The sequence below is a fragment of the Pseudomonas libanensis genome, assembly GCF_001439685.1.
GTDB classification, from domain to species: domain Bacteria; phylum Pseudomonadota; class Gammaproteobacteria; order Pseudomonadales; family Pseudomonadaceae; genus Aquipseudomonas; species Aquipseudomonas libanensis.
In genome coordinates this window covers 43,026-58,546 of record NZ_JYLH01000003.1, presented here as the reverse complement: position 1 = coordinate 58,546, position 15,521 = coordinate 43,026, and the positions used below count along the sequence as shown (strand labels likewise).

Genomic DNA, 15,521 nt, shown 5'->3' with positions numbered 1-15,521 from the left:
GGCGTTGGGCGACGGAATCGCCGGGACCGAAATAAAGAGCGCCTGAAAACTTCAAGTGACAGGACAAACATGAAAAAGATTATTGGATTGACCTTGGGTTTTGCGTGTCTGGCTGCGACCCTGAGTGCCCAGGCCACCACCAGTGCTCAGTTGGTCGTCAGGGGCACCATTACCCCCGCTGCATGCAATCTCAGTCTGGCAGGCAGTGGCATTATTGACTACGGTACGATTCGCTCCGGCGAGTTGTCCCGCACATCGTTCAACCCGCGCGAGGAGCGGACCACTTCCGTCGTCATCAATTGCGGCACCACACCTGCCAGGTTCGGGCTCACCCTTACTGACCTGCAAGCGGGCAGCAAGGTGACAGGTATCCTGGGGTCAGGCTTTACCGAAGCGCAGAACTTTGGCTTGGGCATGGTGGGAGGCCGGCGAACCGGTGGTTATTCGGTGACCCTCAGGGACTTGCGGTCTTCCGCAGCGGTGCTGCATCCGATCATGCGCACAGGCCTGGGGGCCTGGCAGAACAGTGATGGCAAAGTTGCCCAGTCGCCAAGCCAATATTCCTGGCGTAACAGCGTGGCTATCACACCTGCCTCTATCAGCCAACTGACGGCCACACTTGCAGTGAAGGCGGTCATCAACAGGGCTCAGGACTTGGACCTGAGCCGTGACATTTCTATTGATGGTCGCGCCACGCTGGTATTGAGTTACATCTAAACAACTGAAAACAGCCGATCAAGAAACCACTATTTCTTGTTGGCTGTTTTTCTGTGGACGGTTGATAGCCGATCGTCAACTTCATGAGTTGCGGAGAATGCCGAGTGCGTGGTTTTTTAATAAGTTGTACGCTGCTGTGGAGTGTTTGTTTCAGCGCTGTTGCCACGGCAGACGGTATGTTGCCGGAAACAACAGTGGTGGTGCTATATGAAGACGACGGCGAAGCCACGATCAATATCAAGAATACTGATGAGGGACCGGCGCTGCTTCATTCAGTTGTTGAAAACGTGCCTGAGGACCTGGAGCCGCTACTGATTGTCACACCGCCTATCACTCGAGTGGAGGCGGGGGAGACGCAACTGGTGCGCTTCGTCAGTACCTTGAAGGAGCCGCTCAAGACCCAACGGCTCAAGCGTATCTCCTTCGAGGGCATCCCTCAGGCTCGGGCCGCCGGTGGTGCGACCATCGGCATTACCCTGCGTCAGAATTTGCCGCTGATCCTGCATCCGCGGGGGCTGCCGCGGCACCATACGCCTTGGGAGTTGCTGAAGTGGAAACGCACGGGACAACAACTGGCCGTCCATAACGACAGCGCCTATGTCGTGCGCCTGGCGCCGGATGTGCAACTGCTGCCAAACGATATCTTGGCCACGTTGCCGCGCACCTACATCTTGCCGGGCGAGGTGCTGGTGGCGAAGGTTGACGTAGCTTTGGACGGCGCCGCCGAAGTTCAGATTCAGCCAGCTACGGTCTATGGGTTTTCGGTCGATAGCTACCGGGCTCCGATCAATACCGATGAGGGTTGATCGACCCATGATGCCTCTGAATAACCGTGTCGCCGCCCCTTCGTGGCCTTGCAAGCCCACGTTGCTCGTCGGGTTTGCGGCGCTATGGAGCTTGCCTGGTCTCGTGGCTGCGCTGGAGGTCGGTGAGGGATTCGATCTTGCAGCGCTTACCACCCACGGCATAGACCCCAAGGTTTCCGACTATTTCCGCAGTGCGGCGCGCTTTCGCGAAGGCGTCCAGGTGGTGGGGTTGCGCGTCAATGGAAACCCCCTTGGATTGGTAGATGCCCGGTTCGACGCACAGGGGGGGCTGTGTTTCACCCCCGGGCTGCTGGAGAAGGCTGGACTGGTCAAGCCCCGGGGCATTCTTCTGGAAGGCGTCACGCCGGACCAGGCTTGTCATGATTTCCTCGGGCAGTTTCCGGCGACGATGGTGCGCCTGCGCCCCGGTACTGACGAAGTGGTGCTCGTGGTGCCCTCCCAGGCCCTGCGTGAGCCGCAGTGGGAAGCCGGAAGTTTTTCCAGGGGCGGGGCGGCGGCCTTGTTCAACTACGATGTGCTGGGGTATGACAGCCACTCGCGCAGCGGGCCTACACGGTTCGTGTCGGCCTATACCGAAGCGGGGTTCAACCTGCAAGACTGGATCGTCCGCAGTCGCCAGTTCTCTGTGTCTGACAACGGCAAGACGCGCACTGAACACCTGCATGCCTATGCCCAGCGGGATATCGCCGCGTTGCATTCGACATTCCAGGCGGGCCAGCTGTCCAGTAATAACCCGCTGTTTGGTGGCATCCAGCTCTCCGGCTTGCAGTTCTTTCCCGATGGGCAGTCCCGGGCACCCGCAGGCAGCAACAATGCGGTGGTCGAAGGTTTGGCCCAAAGCCAGGCGCGGGTTGAGGTGCGCCAGTCCGGCGTGTTGATCCACAGTACCCTGGTGCCCGAAGGACCGTTCCGGTTGACCGGGTTGCCCCTGCTCAATAGCACCAGTGACCTTGAAGTCAGTGTGATTGACGTGCGGGGTGCCAGGCGCAGTTTTGTTGTGCCGGCGGCGTCGTTCGCGGGGGCTGCCCCGGCGGCGCCTGGCTATTATTTCTCGCTTGGCGAACTGCGCAGAACGGCGGGTGAAGAGGGCCCGTCACCGGTGATCGCCATGGGCAGTGGCACCTGGGGGCTGGGGCGCGATTCATCCGCGGGTTTTGGTTTGTTGAGCACCGATGACTATTGGGCTGCAGGTGGCAGCCTCAGCAGTGTGTTTTTCCAGCGGGTTTCGGTTAACGCACGACATAACCTGTCCCGAGACAGCCACAAGGCTGTGTCCGGTTCACGTAGCAGCCTGTCCGTGAGCAGCCCGGTGGTCGCCAATATCGATGTCAACTTAAGTGCAACCACCCAAACGCGCGGTTACCGCGAAGTCACTGAAGTGGGGCATTCGCTCAGGGCCGATGAGCTGGATTCGTACTTCAAACACCAATACACGGCGGGCATGAGCTGGAACGACGCCATCCTGGGCATATTTTCTCTGAACTACACGCGAAGTGCTCAATTTGGCGGGCAAACTACCGAGCATGTGTTCGCATCATGGAACAAGACATTTGGCCGCGTCGATGTTGCATTCATCGCGGATTCGCAAGTGGGTGGCAAACGGGCCCGCCGTGACGCTTCACTTGCCCGCAGTGGGCCTGGCAGTTCCCTGGATAACGACCTGTCCTTGCGGTTGCAGGTCAGTGTGCCGTTGGGAGGGGATCGTCGTGTAAGCAGCTTCACCAGTCGCCGTGGGGACCAGTTCACTGCGGGGACCGCGCTGAGCGAAAGGATCAACGAGTATGTGAATTACGAAGTAGGCGTCGAGCGCGACATCCGGGCCCGGGAGCAATCGGTGCATGCTCAGGTTGACCTGCTGCCACGCTATACCCGGGTAGGCCTGGGTGTCAGCCGCGATCCCCTGGGCACCAGCTACACAGGGCAGTTGCAGGGCGGAGCAGTGGCTCACCCAGGTGGCCTGACCTTCTCGCCTTATACCGTACAGGACACGTTCGGCGTCGTCTCGATCGGTGATATAGGTTCCGCGAAAGTCCAGACACCACAGGGCCCGGTCTGGACCGACTTCAGCGGGCGAGCCGTGATCGCGGGCCTGCCGGCCTACACCAACAGCCGAGTCGAGGTGCAGACCCAATCGTTGCCCAAGCGGGTGGACCTGAAAAACGGCACCCAGGTACTTGCCGCGGGTCGAGGCTCGTTCAACTCCGTGGATTTCGACGTAGTGAAAGTGCGTCGAATGCTGGTCACCGCGAACGATCAGCACGGCCGGCCATTACCTCAGGGCGCCTCGGTATTCGGCAAAGGCAATCGTTTCATCACCAGCGTGGTGGGCGAGGGCATGATTTTCCTCAACGACGTCACTGAGTCGCAAAGCCTGCGGGTTTCATTGCCGGACTCTTCCACTTGCCTGTTGAACATTGACCCCGAGACCAAGCCAGACAATGACAAATTCTATGAAGCCGCATCGGCGGTTTGCCAAGGTGGTTAAGGCTGCAAGCCTGCCCTTGGCGCTGTGTTGCACGTTGCTGGCGCCGTCTGGTGCGATGGCTGAAAACTGTCGTCTATCGCTGAGTCAGCCGCGCATCGACTATGGCCCGATACGCAGGGATGCACAGGCTCAAAGCACCACAGTGGTACTGGCTGTCCGCTCGCTCAGCGTGAATGTACTCTGCATTGAGCCAGCGGCCATGGCCCTGCGTTTTGTTGGCGTTGCCGCCGACGGGCAGGGTTTTCGGTTTGGCGGCGAGGGGCGTTACCGGTTGAGTCTCAAAAATGCCCAGGTGGACGGCCGCCCCGTCGATTGGGCGGTTGCCCATGTGCCTGGCGCGCCAGCCAGCGGCCAGTTGCTGCCCGGCCAGGTGGTGGTAGCGCACGCAGCCGGCCGGGCGGTGGTCGGTCGGCGCCTCACGGCCCTGGTGGATATCCATGCCGAACTGCCCTCTAACGCCTTGGCGGTACGCAGTGAAATCCACTTGGAAGGGCAAGGCAGCTTTGAGCTGGTCAGCTCGGTTGTTCCACCGAGCCAATGAAATGGGCAAGCTCGGCGGTTCCTGGGTTGGCAAACAACATTTTTGGGTCACCGGTTTCATGCACTTTGCCCTGGTGCATGAACACCAGTTTGTCGCCGACTTCCCGGGCAAAGCGCATCTCGTGAGTGACCATGATCAGGGTCATGCCGTCCTGGGCCAATTGGCGCACCACACTGAGCACTTCGTTAACCAGCTCCGGGTCCAGGGCCGACGTAATCTCATCGCACAAGAGCACCTTGGGTGACATCGCCAATGCCCGGGCAATGGCCACCCGTTGCTGCTGGCCGCCGGACAAGCGATCGGGGAAGGCATCGAACTTCTCGCCCAGCCCGACCCGCTCGAGCATCTGCCTTGCCAGCTGTGCCGCCTTGGTCTTGGGCACTTTCTGCACCACCTGCGGCGCCAGCATCACGTTTTCACCAACGCTCAGGTGCGGGAACAGGTTGAACTGCTGGAACACCATGCCGACTTTCTGCCGCAGGCTACGCAGGTCGGCGCGAGCGGCATCCAGGTATTCGCCATCGACTTCGATCACGCCGTCGTTGATCGACTCCAGGCCGTTGAGGGTGCGCAGCAAGGTGGACTTGCCCGAGCCGCTGCGGCCGATGATCGCCACCACCTGGCCTTCATCCACCGTCAGGTCAATACCCTTGAGGACGTGGTGATCACCGTAATACTTATGCAGGGCCGAAATTCTAAGCAGAGGCATGCAGTCTCCTTTCCAGGTAGCGCGCACTGAGGGACAAGGGGTAGCAGAGCAAGAAATAACCGAGGGCCACCAGGCCGTAGACCATGAAGGGTTCGAAGGTGGCATTGGCGAGCATGCCGCCGGTCTTGGTCAGTTCGGTGAAGCCGATGATGGAGGTCACGGCGGTGCCTTTGACCACCTGCACCGAAAAGCCCACTGTGGGCGCGACGGCAATGCGCAGCGCTTGCGGCAGGATCACATAGCGAAGTTGTTCAAGTGGGTTCAGGGCCAGGCTGGCGGAGGCCTCCCATTGGCCGTGGGCGATGGAGTCCACGCAGCCGCGCCAGATTTCGGCCAGGTAAGCGCTGGTAAACAGGGTCAAGGCGATTGCCGCAGCCAGCCAGGGCGATATATCCACGCCGAGCAGGGCGACGCCGAAGAACACCAGGAACAACTGCATCAGCAACGGCGTGCCCTGGAACAGTTCGATATAGGTGCGGGCACTATTGCGCAGGAACGCTGCACGGCTGATGCGCATCGTCATCACCAGCAGGCCGATCAGGCCGCCGCCCACGAACGCCACCAATGACAAGAGCAGCGTCCATTGCAGGCCAGTGAACAGGTTGCGCACGATGTCCCACAAGGTGAACTCACTCATCGGCTGTTCCTCATCACAAATCGCCGGCCGATCCAATTGAGCAATTGGCGAATCATCAGCGCCATGCACAGGTAAACAAGGGTGGTCAGGGCATAGGTTTCAAATGCACGGAAATTGCGCGACTGGATAAAGTTGGCGGCAAAGCTCAATTCTTCAGTCGCGATCTGCGAACACACCGCCGAACCAAGCATCACGATGATGATCTGGCTGCTCAGGGCCGGCCACACCTTGCCCAGCGCCGGCAGCAACACCACATGGCGGAACGCTTCGAAGCGCGTCATCGCCAACGCTGCTGCTGCTTCCAGTTGCCCGCGTGGGATGGCCAGGATCCCGGCGCGGATGATCTCGGTGGAGTAGGCCCCGAGGTTGATCACCATTGCCAGCACTGCGGCTTGCCACTCGGTGATTTTCAGCCCCAGGGACGGCAGGCCGAAGAAGATGAAGAACAACTGCACCAGGAAGGGTGTGTTGCGGATCAATTCAACATACACACCAAAGATCCACGCAAACGGCTGGATCTTCCACGCCCTTACCACGGCGCCGAGGGTGCCCAGGGCAACCCCGAGGATCGCGCCGATGGCCGTCAGCTCCAGGGTGAACAGTGCGCCGCGCAGCAGCAGGTCGGTATTGGCCAGCACTGGCACGAAGTCGAATTGATAGGCCATCTGTCAGCTCCGCTTCAGAGATCGGCAGGCAGCGGCTCTTTGAGCCATTGCAGTGCGTTCTTTTCCAGGCTGCCGTCAGCCTTGGCCGTGACCAGGATTTGGTTGACCTTCTCCAGCAACGCCGGCTCGTTCTTGTTCACGCCCACGTACACCGGCGAATCCTTGAGCTTGACCTTCAGCGCAGGTACGCGTTTGGGGTTGCGTTCGCTGATGGCGACCATGACGACGTTGCCGCTGGCGATCAGGTCGACCTGGCCGGCCAGGTAGGCGGCGATGGTCGAATTGTTGTCTTCGAAGCGCTTGATCGTAGCTTCCTTGGGGGCCACTGCGGTCAGCTCGATATCCTCGATGGCGCCGCGGGTCACACTGATCGTCTTGCCCTTGAGGTCATCGGTGCTGCCAATGGCGGCCTCGGGCGGCCCGAACACGGCCAGGTAGAACGGGGCGTAGGCCTTGGAGAAGTCGATGACCTTTTCACGCTCGGGGTTTTTGCCCAGGCTGGAGATCACCAGGTCGACCTTGCCGGTGGTGAGGAACGGAATACGGTTGGTGCTGTTGACCGGGGTCAGTTCCAGCTTGACCTTGAGCTGGTCGGCCAGCAGCTTGGCGGTGTCGATGTCCAGGCCGCGTGGCTGCATGTCGGGGCCGACCGAACCAAATGGCGGGAAGTCCTGGGGCACGGCGACCTTGAGGGTGCCACGGGCGACGATGTCATCCAGACCATTAGCCTGGACGGGAGCCTGGCTCAGCATCAGGCTGGCAAACAGGGCAGTGAGCAGGGCGCTGTAGCGCTTGGTCATGACAACTCTCCGAAAAAGGCGAAGGGATTTTCTGGATTTGCTCAGTGCACAGCCCATGCCACTCCTCTTGCAATGGCCTGCAACGCTTGGATTTGCTGGCTGCGGCGGTCTTACTGGTCTGAACAGTTGTAGCCCGTTTCGCACTCTTTTCGGGCGTCGACAAAACCGTGCGAGCCCCTTTGGGGCGTGGCTTGCAGCCGGTTGTAAATAGCTTTACAACTAGCTGCACAATGACCTGGAAACCTGGTTTTTTATGAATTCCATTGCCCAAGCCGTACCGGAGGCGGCCCTGCAAGCCATCCGCAAGCTGATCAAGGAGCAGGGCTTCGGGCCGGGCGATGCGTTGCCTTCCCAGCGTGACCTGGCGGTGCAATTAGGGGTGAGCCGGGCGTCGTTGCGCGAGGCATTGTCGTCCCTGAGTGCCTTGGGCGTGGTCAGCGTGCAGCCGGGTAAAGGCGTGTTCGTGCAAGCCCTGCAAGACGTGCCGGGGTTCGCCTGGCCCTTCGCGGCGCAGGCCACACCCCTGGATATCTTCCAGTTGCGCTACGCATTGGAGGGGTTCGCCGCGGGTTTGGCGGCGGTGACACTGACCATTGATGAGCTGGACAGCCTGGAGGACAATGTTGCTGCGATGCGCAACGTGCTCAAGGCTGGGGATTTCGAAGCGGCCGCCCGTCTGGACTTCGAGTTTCACCAGCGCATCCTGCTGGCCAGCGGCAACCAGGCCATGGTGAGCATCCTCAGTGCCAGCGCCGAGGTGTTCCTGGAGAGCCAGAAACTACCGTTCATCCGACCGGAACGAGCCATGGAAACCTGGCAGGAGCACCGCAAGATCCTGCGTGCCCTGGCCCGACGCGCCAGTGCGACATCACAGAAAACCATGCAGGAGCACGTACGCAATGCGGCGTTGCGCACGGGTATCGTGTTCGTGACACCCGTTACGCCGTGAGTTGGGCTATACCCAAACTCATGGGGCACCATAGCAAGACTCAATCAGACGCGACTTCCTGAACGAGGGAAGGGCGGCTATGATGGGTCACGTTTTTTTTGCTTACATTCCGGAGACATCCATGAGCAACGATCTTATCAAGCACGTCACCGACGCGACCTTTGAGGCCGAAGTACTCAAGGCTCAAGGCCCGGTGCTGGTTGACTACTGGGCTGAATGGTGTGGCCCTTGCAAAATGATCGCTCCGGTCCTGGACGACATTGCAACCACCTACGAAGGCAAGTTGACCATCGCCAAGCTGAACATCGACGACAACCAGGAAACCCCAGCCAAGCATGGCGTGCGCGGCATTCCTACGCTGATGCTGTTCAAGAACGGCAACGTCGAAGCCACTAAAGTGGGCGCACTGTCGAAGTCCCAGCTGCAAGCTTTCCTCGACGCGAACATCTAAGCGTCATCGAAAAAGCCCCGCAAATCGCGGGGCTTTTTCGTGAAACAGGGCTAGACGCTCAGAAACTCAGGTGGTACATTCGGTCCCGCACTGGTTTCTCCACTGCCCCCTGCAAGCCGTCGCCGACGCATTCCTTTTTCGATTAGTACGCGATCCTGTCGCCTTCTCTGCGGCGCGGCCTCATTAAGCCAAAAGCTTAATTTCCCCCCTCCATAAAATGATTACGTCATTCCTATATGAATCTGACTGAACTCAAGCAAAAGCCGATTACCGACCTGCTCCAGCTGGCCGAAGAAATGGGCATAGAAAATATGGCCCGTTCGCGCAAGCAGGACGTGATTTTCTCCCTGCTCAAGAAGCACGCGAAAAGCGGCGAGGAAATCTCCGGTGATGGCGTGCTGGAGATTCTCCAGGACGGCTTCGGCTTCCTCCGCTCCGCAGACGCCTCCTATCTCGCCGGCCCAGACGACATCTACGTCTCGCCGAGCCAGATCCGTCGCTTCAACTTGCGCACCGGTGACACCATCGTTGGCAAGATCCGTCCTCCGAAGGAAGGCGAGCGTTATTTCGCCCTGCTCAAGGTCGACACGATCAACTTCGATCGTCCCGAGAACGCGAAAAACAAGATTCTCTTCGAGAACCTGACTCCGCTGTTCCCGACCGTGCGCATGAAGATGGAAGCCGGCAACGGTTCCACCGAAGACCTCACTGGTCGTGTAATCGACCTGTGTGCCCCGATCGGCAAGGGCCAGCGTGGCTTGATCGTCGCACCGCCGAAAGCCGGCAAGACCATCATGCTGCAGAACATCGCAGCGAACATTGCACGTAATAACCCTGAAGTTCACCTGATCGTGCTGTTGATCGATGAGCGTCCGGAAGAAGTGACCGAAATGCAGCGCACCGTGCGCGGCGAAGTGGTTGCCTCGACGTTCGATGAGCCGCCAACCCGCCACGTGCAGGTTGCCGAGATGGTGATCGAGAAGGCCAAGCGCCTGGTCGAACACAAAAAAGACGTGGTGATCCTGCTCGACTCCATCACCCGTCTGGCGCGTGCCTACAACACCGTGATCCCAAGCTCCGGCAAGGTGCTGACCGGTGGTGTCGATGCCCATGCCCTGGAGAAGCCCAAGCGTTTCTTCGGTGCGGCTCGCAACATCGAAGAAGGCGGCTCGCTGACCATCATCGCCACCGCGCTGGTTGAAACCGGTTCGAAGATGGACGAAGTGATCTACGAAGAGTTCAAGGGTACCGGTAACATGGAACTGCCCCTGGACCGTCGCATCGCTGAAAAGCGTGTGTTCCCTGCGATCAACATCAACCGTTCCGGCACCCGCCGCGAAGAGTTGCTGACCGCAGACGACGAACTGCAGCGTATGTGGATCCTGCGCAAGCTGCTGCACCCGATGGACGAAGTGGCTGCCATCGAGTTCCTGATCGACAAGCTGAAAACCACCAAGACCAACGACGAGTTCTTCTTGTCGATGAAGCGCAAGTAATACAGCGTTTCAGGTCCAAAAAAATGGCACCCCTCAAGGGGCGCCATTTTTTTTGCGTCGAGATTCGTACGTATTTGTGGCATAAGTATCCGATTAGTAACAAAAATTGACGCGTGACTACGCTCATCCTTTTCGTCACAGACTGACCACATCCTTATGACCACTCTTGCTTACCGCAGAGACATCGACGGCCTGCGTGCCATCGCTGTCCTCGCAGTCGTATTATTTCATTTTGGCGTTCCTGGCATTACTGGCGGTTTTGTTGGCGTTGATGTGTTCTTCGTCATTTCCGGCTTTTTAATTACGTCAATTATCTGGCGTGAGCGCCAGGCTGGCCGCTTCAGTTTCATCGATTTCTGGGCTCGCCGCGCCCGGCGTATCCTGCCCGCGCTGTTTGTGATGATCGCTGCGACACTGGCAGTGGGTTGGTTTCTGTTGGCGCCCAAAGACTACGAGGAGTTGGGCCGGTCGGCGCACTATCAGGTGACGTTTACCTCCAACTTGCTGTTCTCGCGTCAGCATGGCTATTTCGATGTGTCTTCAGACATCAAACCCTTGCTGCATACCTGGTCGCTGGCGGTAGAGGAGCAGTTCTATATCTTCTTCCCGCTGTTGCTGGCGTTGCTGTCGAGCCGCCTGAAACACTGGCGCCTGGCGCTGTTCGCGGTGTTGCTCGGGTCTTTTGGCATGAGCGTCTGGGCGGTTGAGCATGAGCCGCAAAAAGCTTTCTTCCTGTTGCATCTGCGCGCCTGGGAATTGCTGGCCGGCGCGATGCTGGCAGTGTTGCCCAAGCATGAGTGGCGCGCTTCGCCCGCTTTGGCGCAAGGGGTCAGCCTGGCCTCCATGGCACTGATACTGATCGCTGTATTGGGTTATGACGCAAAAACACCGTTTCCCGGCGCAACCGCTCTATTGCCTGTGCTGGGGGTCGTCGGCTTGATCTGGGCCAACGGCCAGCAGCACACCTGGGTCGGCCGCCTATTGAGTACGCGGGTGATGGTAGGTATCGGGCTGATTTCCTATTCCTGGTACCTCTGGCACTGGCCGGTTTTCGTGTACGCCAACTATGCCGCAGTGGATGGCTTGAGCGCCCTGGAACTGGCCGGGTTGATGCTGCTGTCGCTGGTGCTGGGCTACCTGTCCTGGCGCTTCGTGGAAACGCCGTTCCGGGAAAAACGCCTGCTGGCCGGGCGCAAGGCGATTCTGGCTTCAGCCTTGGTCGGCATCCTGGCCCTTGGCTTTACCGGCTTGGCGATACGTGAGTTCGATGGTGTGCCTTCGCGCTTGTCTGAACAGGCATTGCGTTTTGCCCAGGCCAAGAAGTGGAGCCCGGACCTGCTGGCGTGCATGGCTGACAAAGACACCCCCGATGATCGGCTGTTCTGCCATTTCGGTCCGAAAAGCCAATCTGTTTCAGCGCTGGTATGGGGCGACAGTCACGCCACTGCGCTGATACCCGCGCTCAAAGAGGGTGCTGATCGCCACGATATCAGCTTGGTAGAGGCCAGTTTTGCCGGCTGTATCCCGCTGGATGGCCTGGAGAATATTGCTCGATGCGCGCACTTCAACCGTCGCGTCGAGAAGGCCATGGCCGAGCAGGCGTTCAGCGACGTGGTGCTGGCGGCCCGTTGGAGCCTGTACGTCTATGGGCAAATGTCGGGTGACAAGGAGCATGCGCTTAAGGACCCCGGCACTGGCCAGTATGTGCGTGCCGTCGCCGAGCAACGTTTTGCCCAGGGCCTGCGTGAACGCATCCAGAGTTTGCGTGCTGCCGGGCATCAGGTATGGCTGGTCAAGGAAGTGCCGCTGCAGGAAATCATCGTGCCTTACCGTCTCAGCCGCCTGGCGATGATGAACCGGCCAGTGGAGGGTGAAGGGCTCGCCGTAGCCGAGCATGTGAAGCGCCAGGCCTTTATCACGCAGTTGTTTGACGAACTGGCGGCGGGCGACAGCGGTGTCAAGGTGCTGGACCCTGCGCCCCTGCTGTGCGGCGCCGATGGTTTGTGCCGGGTCGAACTCAATGGTCGAGCGTTGTATACCGACGATAACCATCTGTCAGACGTTGGTGCCCGGCACATCGAAGCCTTCCTGGAACCATTGTTCAGTTCCTTGCAATCACGAGGGCTGACGGCCAATTAAGCTGCCAGCCGCCCTCAGAGCAGGTAGGATGTACGCCTATTTTACGGGTGGCATGGTTAATGAAATTCAAGGATCTTCGGGATTTCGTGCAGCAACTTGAGCAGCGCGGAGAGTTGAAACGTATCCAGATGCCGATTTCTCCGGTGCTGGAAATGACTGAGATTTGCGACCGCACCTTGCGCAGCAAGGGCCCGGCGCTGCTGTTCGAAAAACCGACCGGCTTTGACATTCCGGTGCTGGGCAACCTGTTCGGTACTCCCGAGCGTGTGGCCTTTGGCATGGGCGCCGAGTCGGTCAGCGAACTGCGCGAGATCGGCAAATTGCTGGCCTTTCTCAAGGAACCCGAGCCGCCCAAGGGCTTGAAGGACGCCTGGTCGAAGCTGCCGATCTTCCGCAAAATCATTGCCATGGCCCCCAAGGTGGTCAAGGACGCGGTATGCCAGGAAGTGGTCATCGAGGGCGATGATGTCGACCTGGCCATGCTCCCGGTGCAAACCTGCTGGCCGGGCGACGTTGGGCCGCTGATTACGTGGGGCCTGACCGTTACCAAGGGCCCGAACAAGGACCGCCAGAACCTCGGCATCTACCGTCAGCAAGTCATCGGCCGTAACAAGGTGATCATGCGCTGGCTGAGCCACCGTGGCGGCGCTCTCGACTTCCGTGAGTGGTGCGAGAAGCATCCCGGCCAGCCATTTCCGGTTTCAGTCGCTTTGGGTGCCGATCCGGCCACCATCCTCGGCGCCGTGACGCCTGTGCCCGACAGCCTGTCCGAATACGCCTTCGCCGGTTTGCTGCGCGGTAACCGCACCGAATTGGTCAAGTGCCGCGGTAACGACCTGCAAGTACCGGCCACCGCCGAAATCATCCTCGAGGGCGTGATTCACCCGGGCGAGATGGCCGATGAAGGCCCTTACGGCGATCACACCGGCTACTACAACGAAGTCGATAGCTTCCCGGTGTTTACCGTCGAGCGCATCACCCATCGGATCAAGCCGATCTACCACAGTACCTACACGGGCCGTCCGCCGGATGAGCCGGCCATCCTCGGCGTGGCGCTCAACGAAGTGTTCGTGCCGATCCTGCAAAAGCAATTCCCCGAAATCACCGACTTCTACCTGCCGCCGGAAGGTTGCTCGTACCGCATGGCGATCGTGACCATGAAGAAGTCGTACCCGGGACATGCCAAGCGGGTCATGTTGGGTGTGTGGTCGTTTTTGCGACAGTTCATGTACACCAAGTTCGTTATCGTCACTGACGACGACATCAATGCCCGGGACTGGAACGACGTGATCTGGGCCGTCACCACGCGCATGGACCCCAAGCGCGACACGGTGATGATCGATAACACGCCGATCGACTACCTCGACTTCGCCTCGCCGGTCTCGGGGCTGGGCTCGAAGATGGGCCTGGATGCCACCCACAAGTGGCCGGGTGAGACCACTCGCGAGTGGGGCCGGGTGATCGTCAAGGATGAAGCCGTCACGGCGCGTGTCGATGCGATCTGGAACGAATTGGGAATAGATTGATGCGTGTAACCCTGCAACCTTCCGGCGCTGTGCTGGAGCTGGATCCTGGCGAGCGAATCCTCGACGGCGCACGTCGCCTGGGCTATGAGTGCCCCCAAGCCTGCCGCAATGGCGTATGCCATGTGTGTGCGGCGTTGCTGGTGGAAGGGCGGGTACGCCAAGCCGGCGAGGTGCGTGATCATGGTGAGTTCTACACCTGTATCGCCGAACCCTTGGAGGACTGCGTTGTGTTGTGGGATGGGGTACTGGCGCCGGGAGAGTTGCCGTTGCGCAAATTGTCGTGCCAATTGATTGAGTGCGTAGACGTCGGTGGCGATGTGTGGCGTGTACGCCTGCGTGCCCCGGCGGGCAAGGCAGTACGTTACCACGCCGGGCAATACCTGATGATCGAGCGGGAGAATGGCGAGAAATCGGCGTTTTCCCTGGCCTCGGCGCCCAACGCCGGACGCGAGTTGGAGCTGCATGTACTGGCCCGCGAGGACAGCGCGCGCAACCTCATCGACCAATTGCAGCGTAACCAGATGGCTCGCGTCGAACTTCCGTTCGGTGACACCCACCTGGCCGAGTTGCCGGACGGGCCGCTGGTGCTGATGGCTGCCGGCACCGGCATGGCGCAGATGCATAGCCTGATCGAGCACTGCCGTGCGTCCGGCTTCAAGCACCCGGTGCACCTGTACTGGGGCGTACGCCGCCCGGAAGATTTCTACCAGATCGAGCATTGGGAGCAATGGCAGCAATTGCCCAACCTGTTCCTGCACAAGGTGGTCAGCGACCTGTGCGGCTGGGAAGGCCGCTGTGGTTTGCTGCATGAAGCGGTGTGCGAGGACATTGCCGACCTCAACAGCGTGCATGTCTATGCCAGCGGTTCACCGGCGATGATCTACGGCACCCTGGATGCATTGGTCAACGCCGGCATGGATGCGCACCGCATGCGTGCCGACGTCTTCGCCTATGCCCCAAGACCCTGAAACCTTACGCTGGATAATGTGGGAGCTGGCTTGCCTGCGATAGCGGTGGGTCAGTGTCTCATTTGCCGACTGGCACACCGCCATCGCAGGCAAGCCAGCTCCCACAGCGGACGGTGTCGTGTCAGAAGCGTAAGCCAGTCGTCACCATCGCCGCATTGAACCCCAGCAGCACCAGCTCCGCCGCCACCGGCCCATAGTGGGCGCCCACGGACGGAATGATCACTGGCGCCACGCCGAATCGATTCAACGGAATCTTGTCGCGATACTCGCCGCGATAGCCCTGGAGCAGCCCGCCGGTCAATTTCGCATACACCGGGTAGTCGACCATGTCATAGCGCTTGCCCGCGTAGGCGTAGTACGAGCGCTGGCGGAACGAGTTGCGAAAGGTCACCCCGCCATACACCAGGCCCGACGCCTCATTGCGCTCCAGGCCGATCAGGTCCTGTTTGTTGTTGTGTTGCGGGTCGGGTGCGAAGTGCCGGGTGTAGACGCTGGTCTGGGCGTACCAGAAGCCTTTGTCGTCAGTCGCCGTTGGTGTTTCGCTAGCCAGTGCAGTGGTGGCCTGGGCAAGCAATAACAAGCCAGGCAATCGGAATTTTTTCATGGCGACC

The 15,521-nt window shown here is 59.8% G+C and carries 15 protein-coding genes; 10 read left to right on the top strand and 5 right to left on the bottom strand.

Features of this window, described 5'->3' with window-relative positions:
* Nucleotides 1-69: 69 nt before the first annotated feature.
* The 4 genes from TU73_RS05615 to TU73_RS05600 all read left to right on the top strand — a co-directional run bounded on the left by TU73_RS05615 (nucleotide 70) and on the right by TU73_RS05600 (nucleotide 4,570).
* Entirely contained in the window at nucleotides 70-717 is a 648-nt protein-coding gene (locus TU73_RS05615) for a DUF1120 domain-containing protein (protein WP_057011377.1), read from the top strand.
* Nucleotides 718-800: 83 nt separating this feature from the next.
* A complete protein-coding gene (locus tag TU73_RS05610) occupies nucleotides 801-1,523 on the top strand; it encodes a fimbria/pilus chaperone family protein (RefSeq protein WP_082642550.1) in 723 nt (240 codons plus the stop codon).
* Nucleotides 1,524-1,530: 7 nt separating this feature from the next.
* Nucleotides 1,531-4,029 (top strand): fimbria/pilus outer membrane usher protein, encoded by a 2,499-nt coding sequence (locus tag TU73_RS05605; protein WP_057011375.1) that lies wholly within the window; start codon nucleotides 1,531-1,533, stop codon nucleotides 4,027-4,029.
* Entirely contained in the window at nucleotides 3,995-4,570 is a 576-nt protein-coding gene (locus TU73_RS05600; protein ID WP_156421202.1) for a DUF1120 domain-containing protein, read from the top strand. The genes TU73_RS05605 and TU73_RS05600 overlap by 35 nt, the downstream gene beginning before the upstream one ends.
* On the opposite strand, the gene TU73_RS05595 is transcribed toward TU73_RS05600, so the two are convergent.
* The 4 genes from TU73_RS05595 to TU73_RS05580 are packed head-to-tail and all read right to left on the bottom strand — an operon-like array spanning nucleotide 4,542 to nucleotide 7,381.
* A complete protein-coding gene (locus TU73_RS05595) occupies nucleotides 4,542-5,279 on the bottom strand; it encodes an amino acid ABC transporter ATP-binding protein (protein WP_057011374.1) in 738 nt (245 codons plus the stop codon). The two genes, TU73_RS05600 and TU73_RS05595, sit on opposite strands and share 29 nt — an antisense overlap.
* Nucleotides 5,266-5,916 (bottom strand): amino acid ABC transporter permease, encoded by a 651-nt coding sequence (locus TU73_RS05590; RefSeq protein ID WP_057011373.1) that lies wholly within the window; start codon nucleotides 5,914-5,916, stop codon nucleotides 5,266-5,268. The genes TU73_RS05595 and TU73_RS05590 overlap by 14 nt, the downstream gene beginning before the upstream one ends.
* Nucleotides 5,913-6,581 (bottom strand): amino acid ABC transporter permease, encoded by a 669-nt coding sequence (locus TU73_RS05585; RefSeq protein WP_057011372.1) that lies wholly within the window; start codon nucleotides 6,579-6,581, stop codon nucleotides 5,913-5,915. The genes TU73_RS05590 and TU73_RS05585 overlap by 4 nt, the downstream gene beginning before the upstream one ends.
* A 14-nt stretch (nucleotides 6,582-6,595) precedes the next feature.
* Nucleotides 6,596-7,381: a transporter substrate-binding domain-containing protein gene (locus TU73_RS05580; RefSeq protein WP_057011371.1), complete on the bottom strand. Its 786-nt coding sequence runs from the start codon at nucleotides 7,379-7,381 to the stop codon at nucleotides 6,596-6,598.
* Nucleotides 7,382-7,634: 253 nt separating this feature from the next.
* Here TU73_RS05580 and TU73_RS05575 point away from each other — a divergent pair, with 253 nt between their 5' ends.
* From TU73_RS05575 to TU73_RS05550, 6 genes are all read left to right on the top strand, one after another.
* Nucleotides 7,635-8,330 carry a FadR/GntR family transcriptional regulator gene (locus TU73_RS05575; protein ID WP_057011370.1) on the top strand — a complete coding sequence of 232 codons (696 nt, stop codon included), beginning with the start codon at nucleotides 7,635-7,637 and terminating at the stop codon, nucleotides 8,328-8,330.
* A gap of 121 nt (nucleotides 8,331-8,451) precedes the next feature.
* Entirely contained in the window at nucleotides 8,452-8,781 is a 330-nt protein-coding gene (gene trxA, locus TU73_RS05570) for a thioredoxin TrxA (protein WP_003213989.1), read from the top strand.
* Nucleotides 8,782-9,017: 236 nt separating this feature from the next.
* A complete protein-coding gene (gene rho, locus TU73_RS05565) occupies nucleotides 9,018-10,277 on the top strand; it encodes a transcription termination factor Rho (RefSeq protein ID WP_003176825.1) in 1,260 nt (419 codons plus the stop codon).
* A 156-nt stretch (nucleotides 10,278-10,433) separates the two neighbouring features.
* On the top strand, nucleotides 10,434-12,416 hold the full coding sequence (locus TU73_RS05560; protein WP_057011369.1) for an acyltransferase family protein: 1,983 nt from the start codon (nucleotides 10,434-10,436) through the stop codon (nucleotides 12,414-12,416).
* A gap of 59 nt (nucleotides 12,417-12,475) precedes the next feature.
* Nucleotides 12,476-13,942, top strand: coding sequence for a 4-hydroxy-3-polyprenylbenzoate decarboxylase (ubiD, locus tag TU73_RS05555; protein WP_057011368.1), 1,467 nt, complete (start codon nucleotides 12,476-12,478; stop codon nucleotides 13,940-13,942).
* Nucleotides 13,942-14,910: a CDP-6-deoxy-delta-3,4-glucoseen reductase gene (locus TU73_RS05550; protein ID WP_057011367.1), complete on the top strand. Its 969-nt coding sequence runs from the start codon at nucleotides 13,942-13,944 to the stop codon at nucleotides 14,908-14,910. The genes ubiD and TU73_RS05550 overlap by 1 nt, the downstream gene beginning before the upstream one ends.
* A 121-nt stretch (nucleotides 14,911-15,031) precedes the next feature.
* Here the strand turns inward: TU73_RS05550 and TU73_RS05545 are convergent, their stop codons facing one another.
* Nucleotides 15,032-15,514, bottom strand: coding sequence for a hypothetical protein (locus tag TU73_RS05545; protein ID WP_057011366.1), 483 nt, complete (start codon nucleotides 15,512-15,514; stop codon nucleotides 15,032-15,034).
* Nucleotides 15,515-15,521 lie beyond the last annotated feature (7 nt).

Excerpts from the sequence above, each read along its gene's own strand:
- TU73_RS05615 (WP_057011377.1), top strand. The coding sequence starts at position 70 with ATGAAAAAGATTATTGGATTGACCTTGGGTTTTGCGTGTCTGGCTGCG.
- TU73_RS05610 (WP_082642550.1), top strand. The coding sequence starts at position 801 with ATGAGTTGCGGAGAATGCCGAGTGCGTGGTTTTTTAATAAGTTGTACG.
- TU73_RS05605 (WP_057011375.1), top strand. The coding sequence starts at position 1,531 with ATGATGCCTCTGAATAACCGTGTCGCCGCCCCTTCGTGGCCTTGCAAG.
- TU73_RS05600 (WP_156421202.1), top strand. The coding sequence starts at position 3,995 with ATGAAGCCGCATCGGCGGTTTGCCAAGGTGGTTAAGGCTGCAAGCCTG.
- TU73_RS05595 (WP_057011374.1), bottom strand. The coding sequence starts at position 5,279 with ATGCCTCTGCTTAGAATTTCGGCCCTGCATAAGTATTACGGTGATCAC.
- TU73_RS05590 (WP_057011373.1), bottom strand. The coding sequence starts at position 5,916 with ATGAGTGAGTTCACCTTGTGGGACATCGTGCGCAACCTGTTCACTGGC.
- TU73_RS05585 (WP_057011372.1), bottom strand. The coding sequence starts at position 6,581 with ATGGCCTATCAATTCGACTTCGTGCCAGTGCTGGCCAATACCGACCTG.
- TU73_RS05580 (WP_057011371.1), bottom strand. The coding sequence starts at position 7,381 with ATGACCAAGCGCTACAGCGCCCTGCTCACTGCCCTGTTTGCCAGCCTG.
- TU73_RS05575 (WP_057011370.1), top strand. The coding sequence starts at position 7,635 with ATGAATTCCATTGCCCAAGCCGTACCGGAGGCGGCCCTGCAAGCCATC.
- trxA (WP_003213989.1), top strand. The coding sequence starts at position 8,452 with ATGAGCAACGATCTTATCAAGCACGTCACCGACGCGACCTTTGAGGCC.
- rho (WP_003176825.1), top strand. The coding sequence starts at position 9,018 with ATGAATCTGACTGAACTCAAGCAAAAGCCGATTACCGACCTGCTCCAG.
- TU73_RS05560 (WP_057011369.1), top strand. The coding sequence starts at position 10,434 with ATGACCACTCTTGCTTACCGCAGAGACATCGACGGCCTGCGTGCCATC.
- ubiD (WP_057011368.1), top strand. The coding sequence starts at position 12,476 with ATGAAATTCAAGGATCTTCGGGATTTCGTGCAGCAACTTGAGCAGCGC.
- TU73_RS05550 (WP_057011367.1), top strand. The coding sequence starts at position 13,942 with ATGCGTGTAACCCTGCAACCTTCCGGCGCTGTGCTGGAGCTGGATCCT.
- TU73_RS05545 (WP_057011366.1), bottom strand. The coding sequence starts at position 15,514 with ATGAAAAAATTCCGATTGCCTGGCTTGTTATTGCTTGCCCAGGCCACC.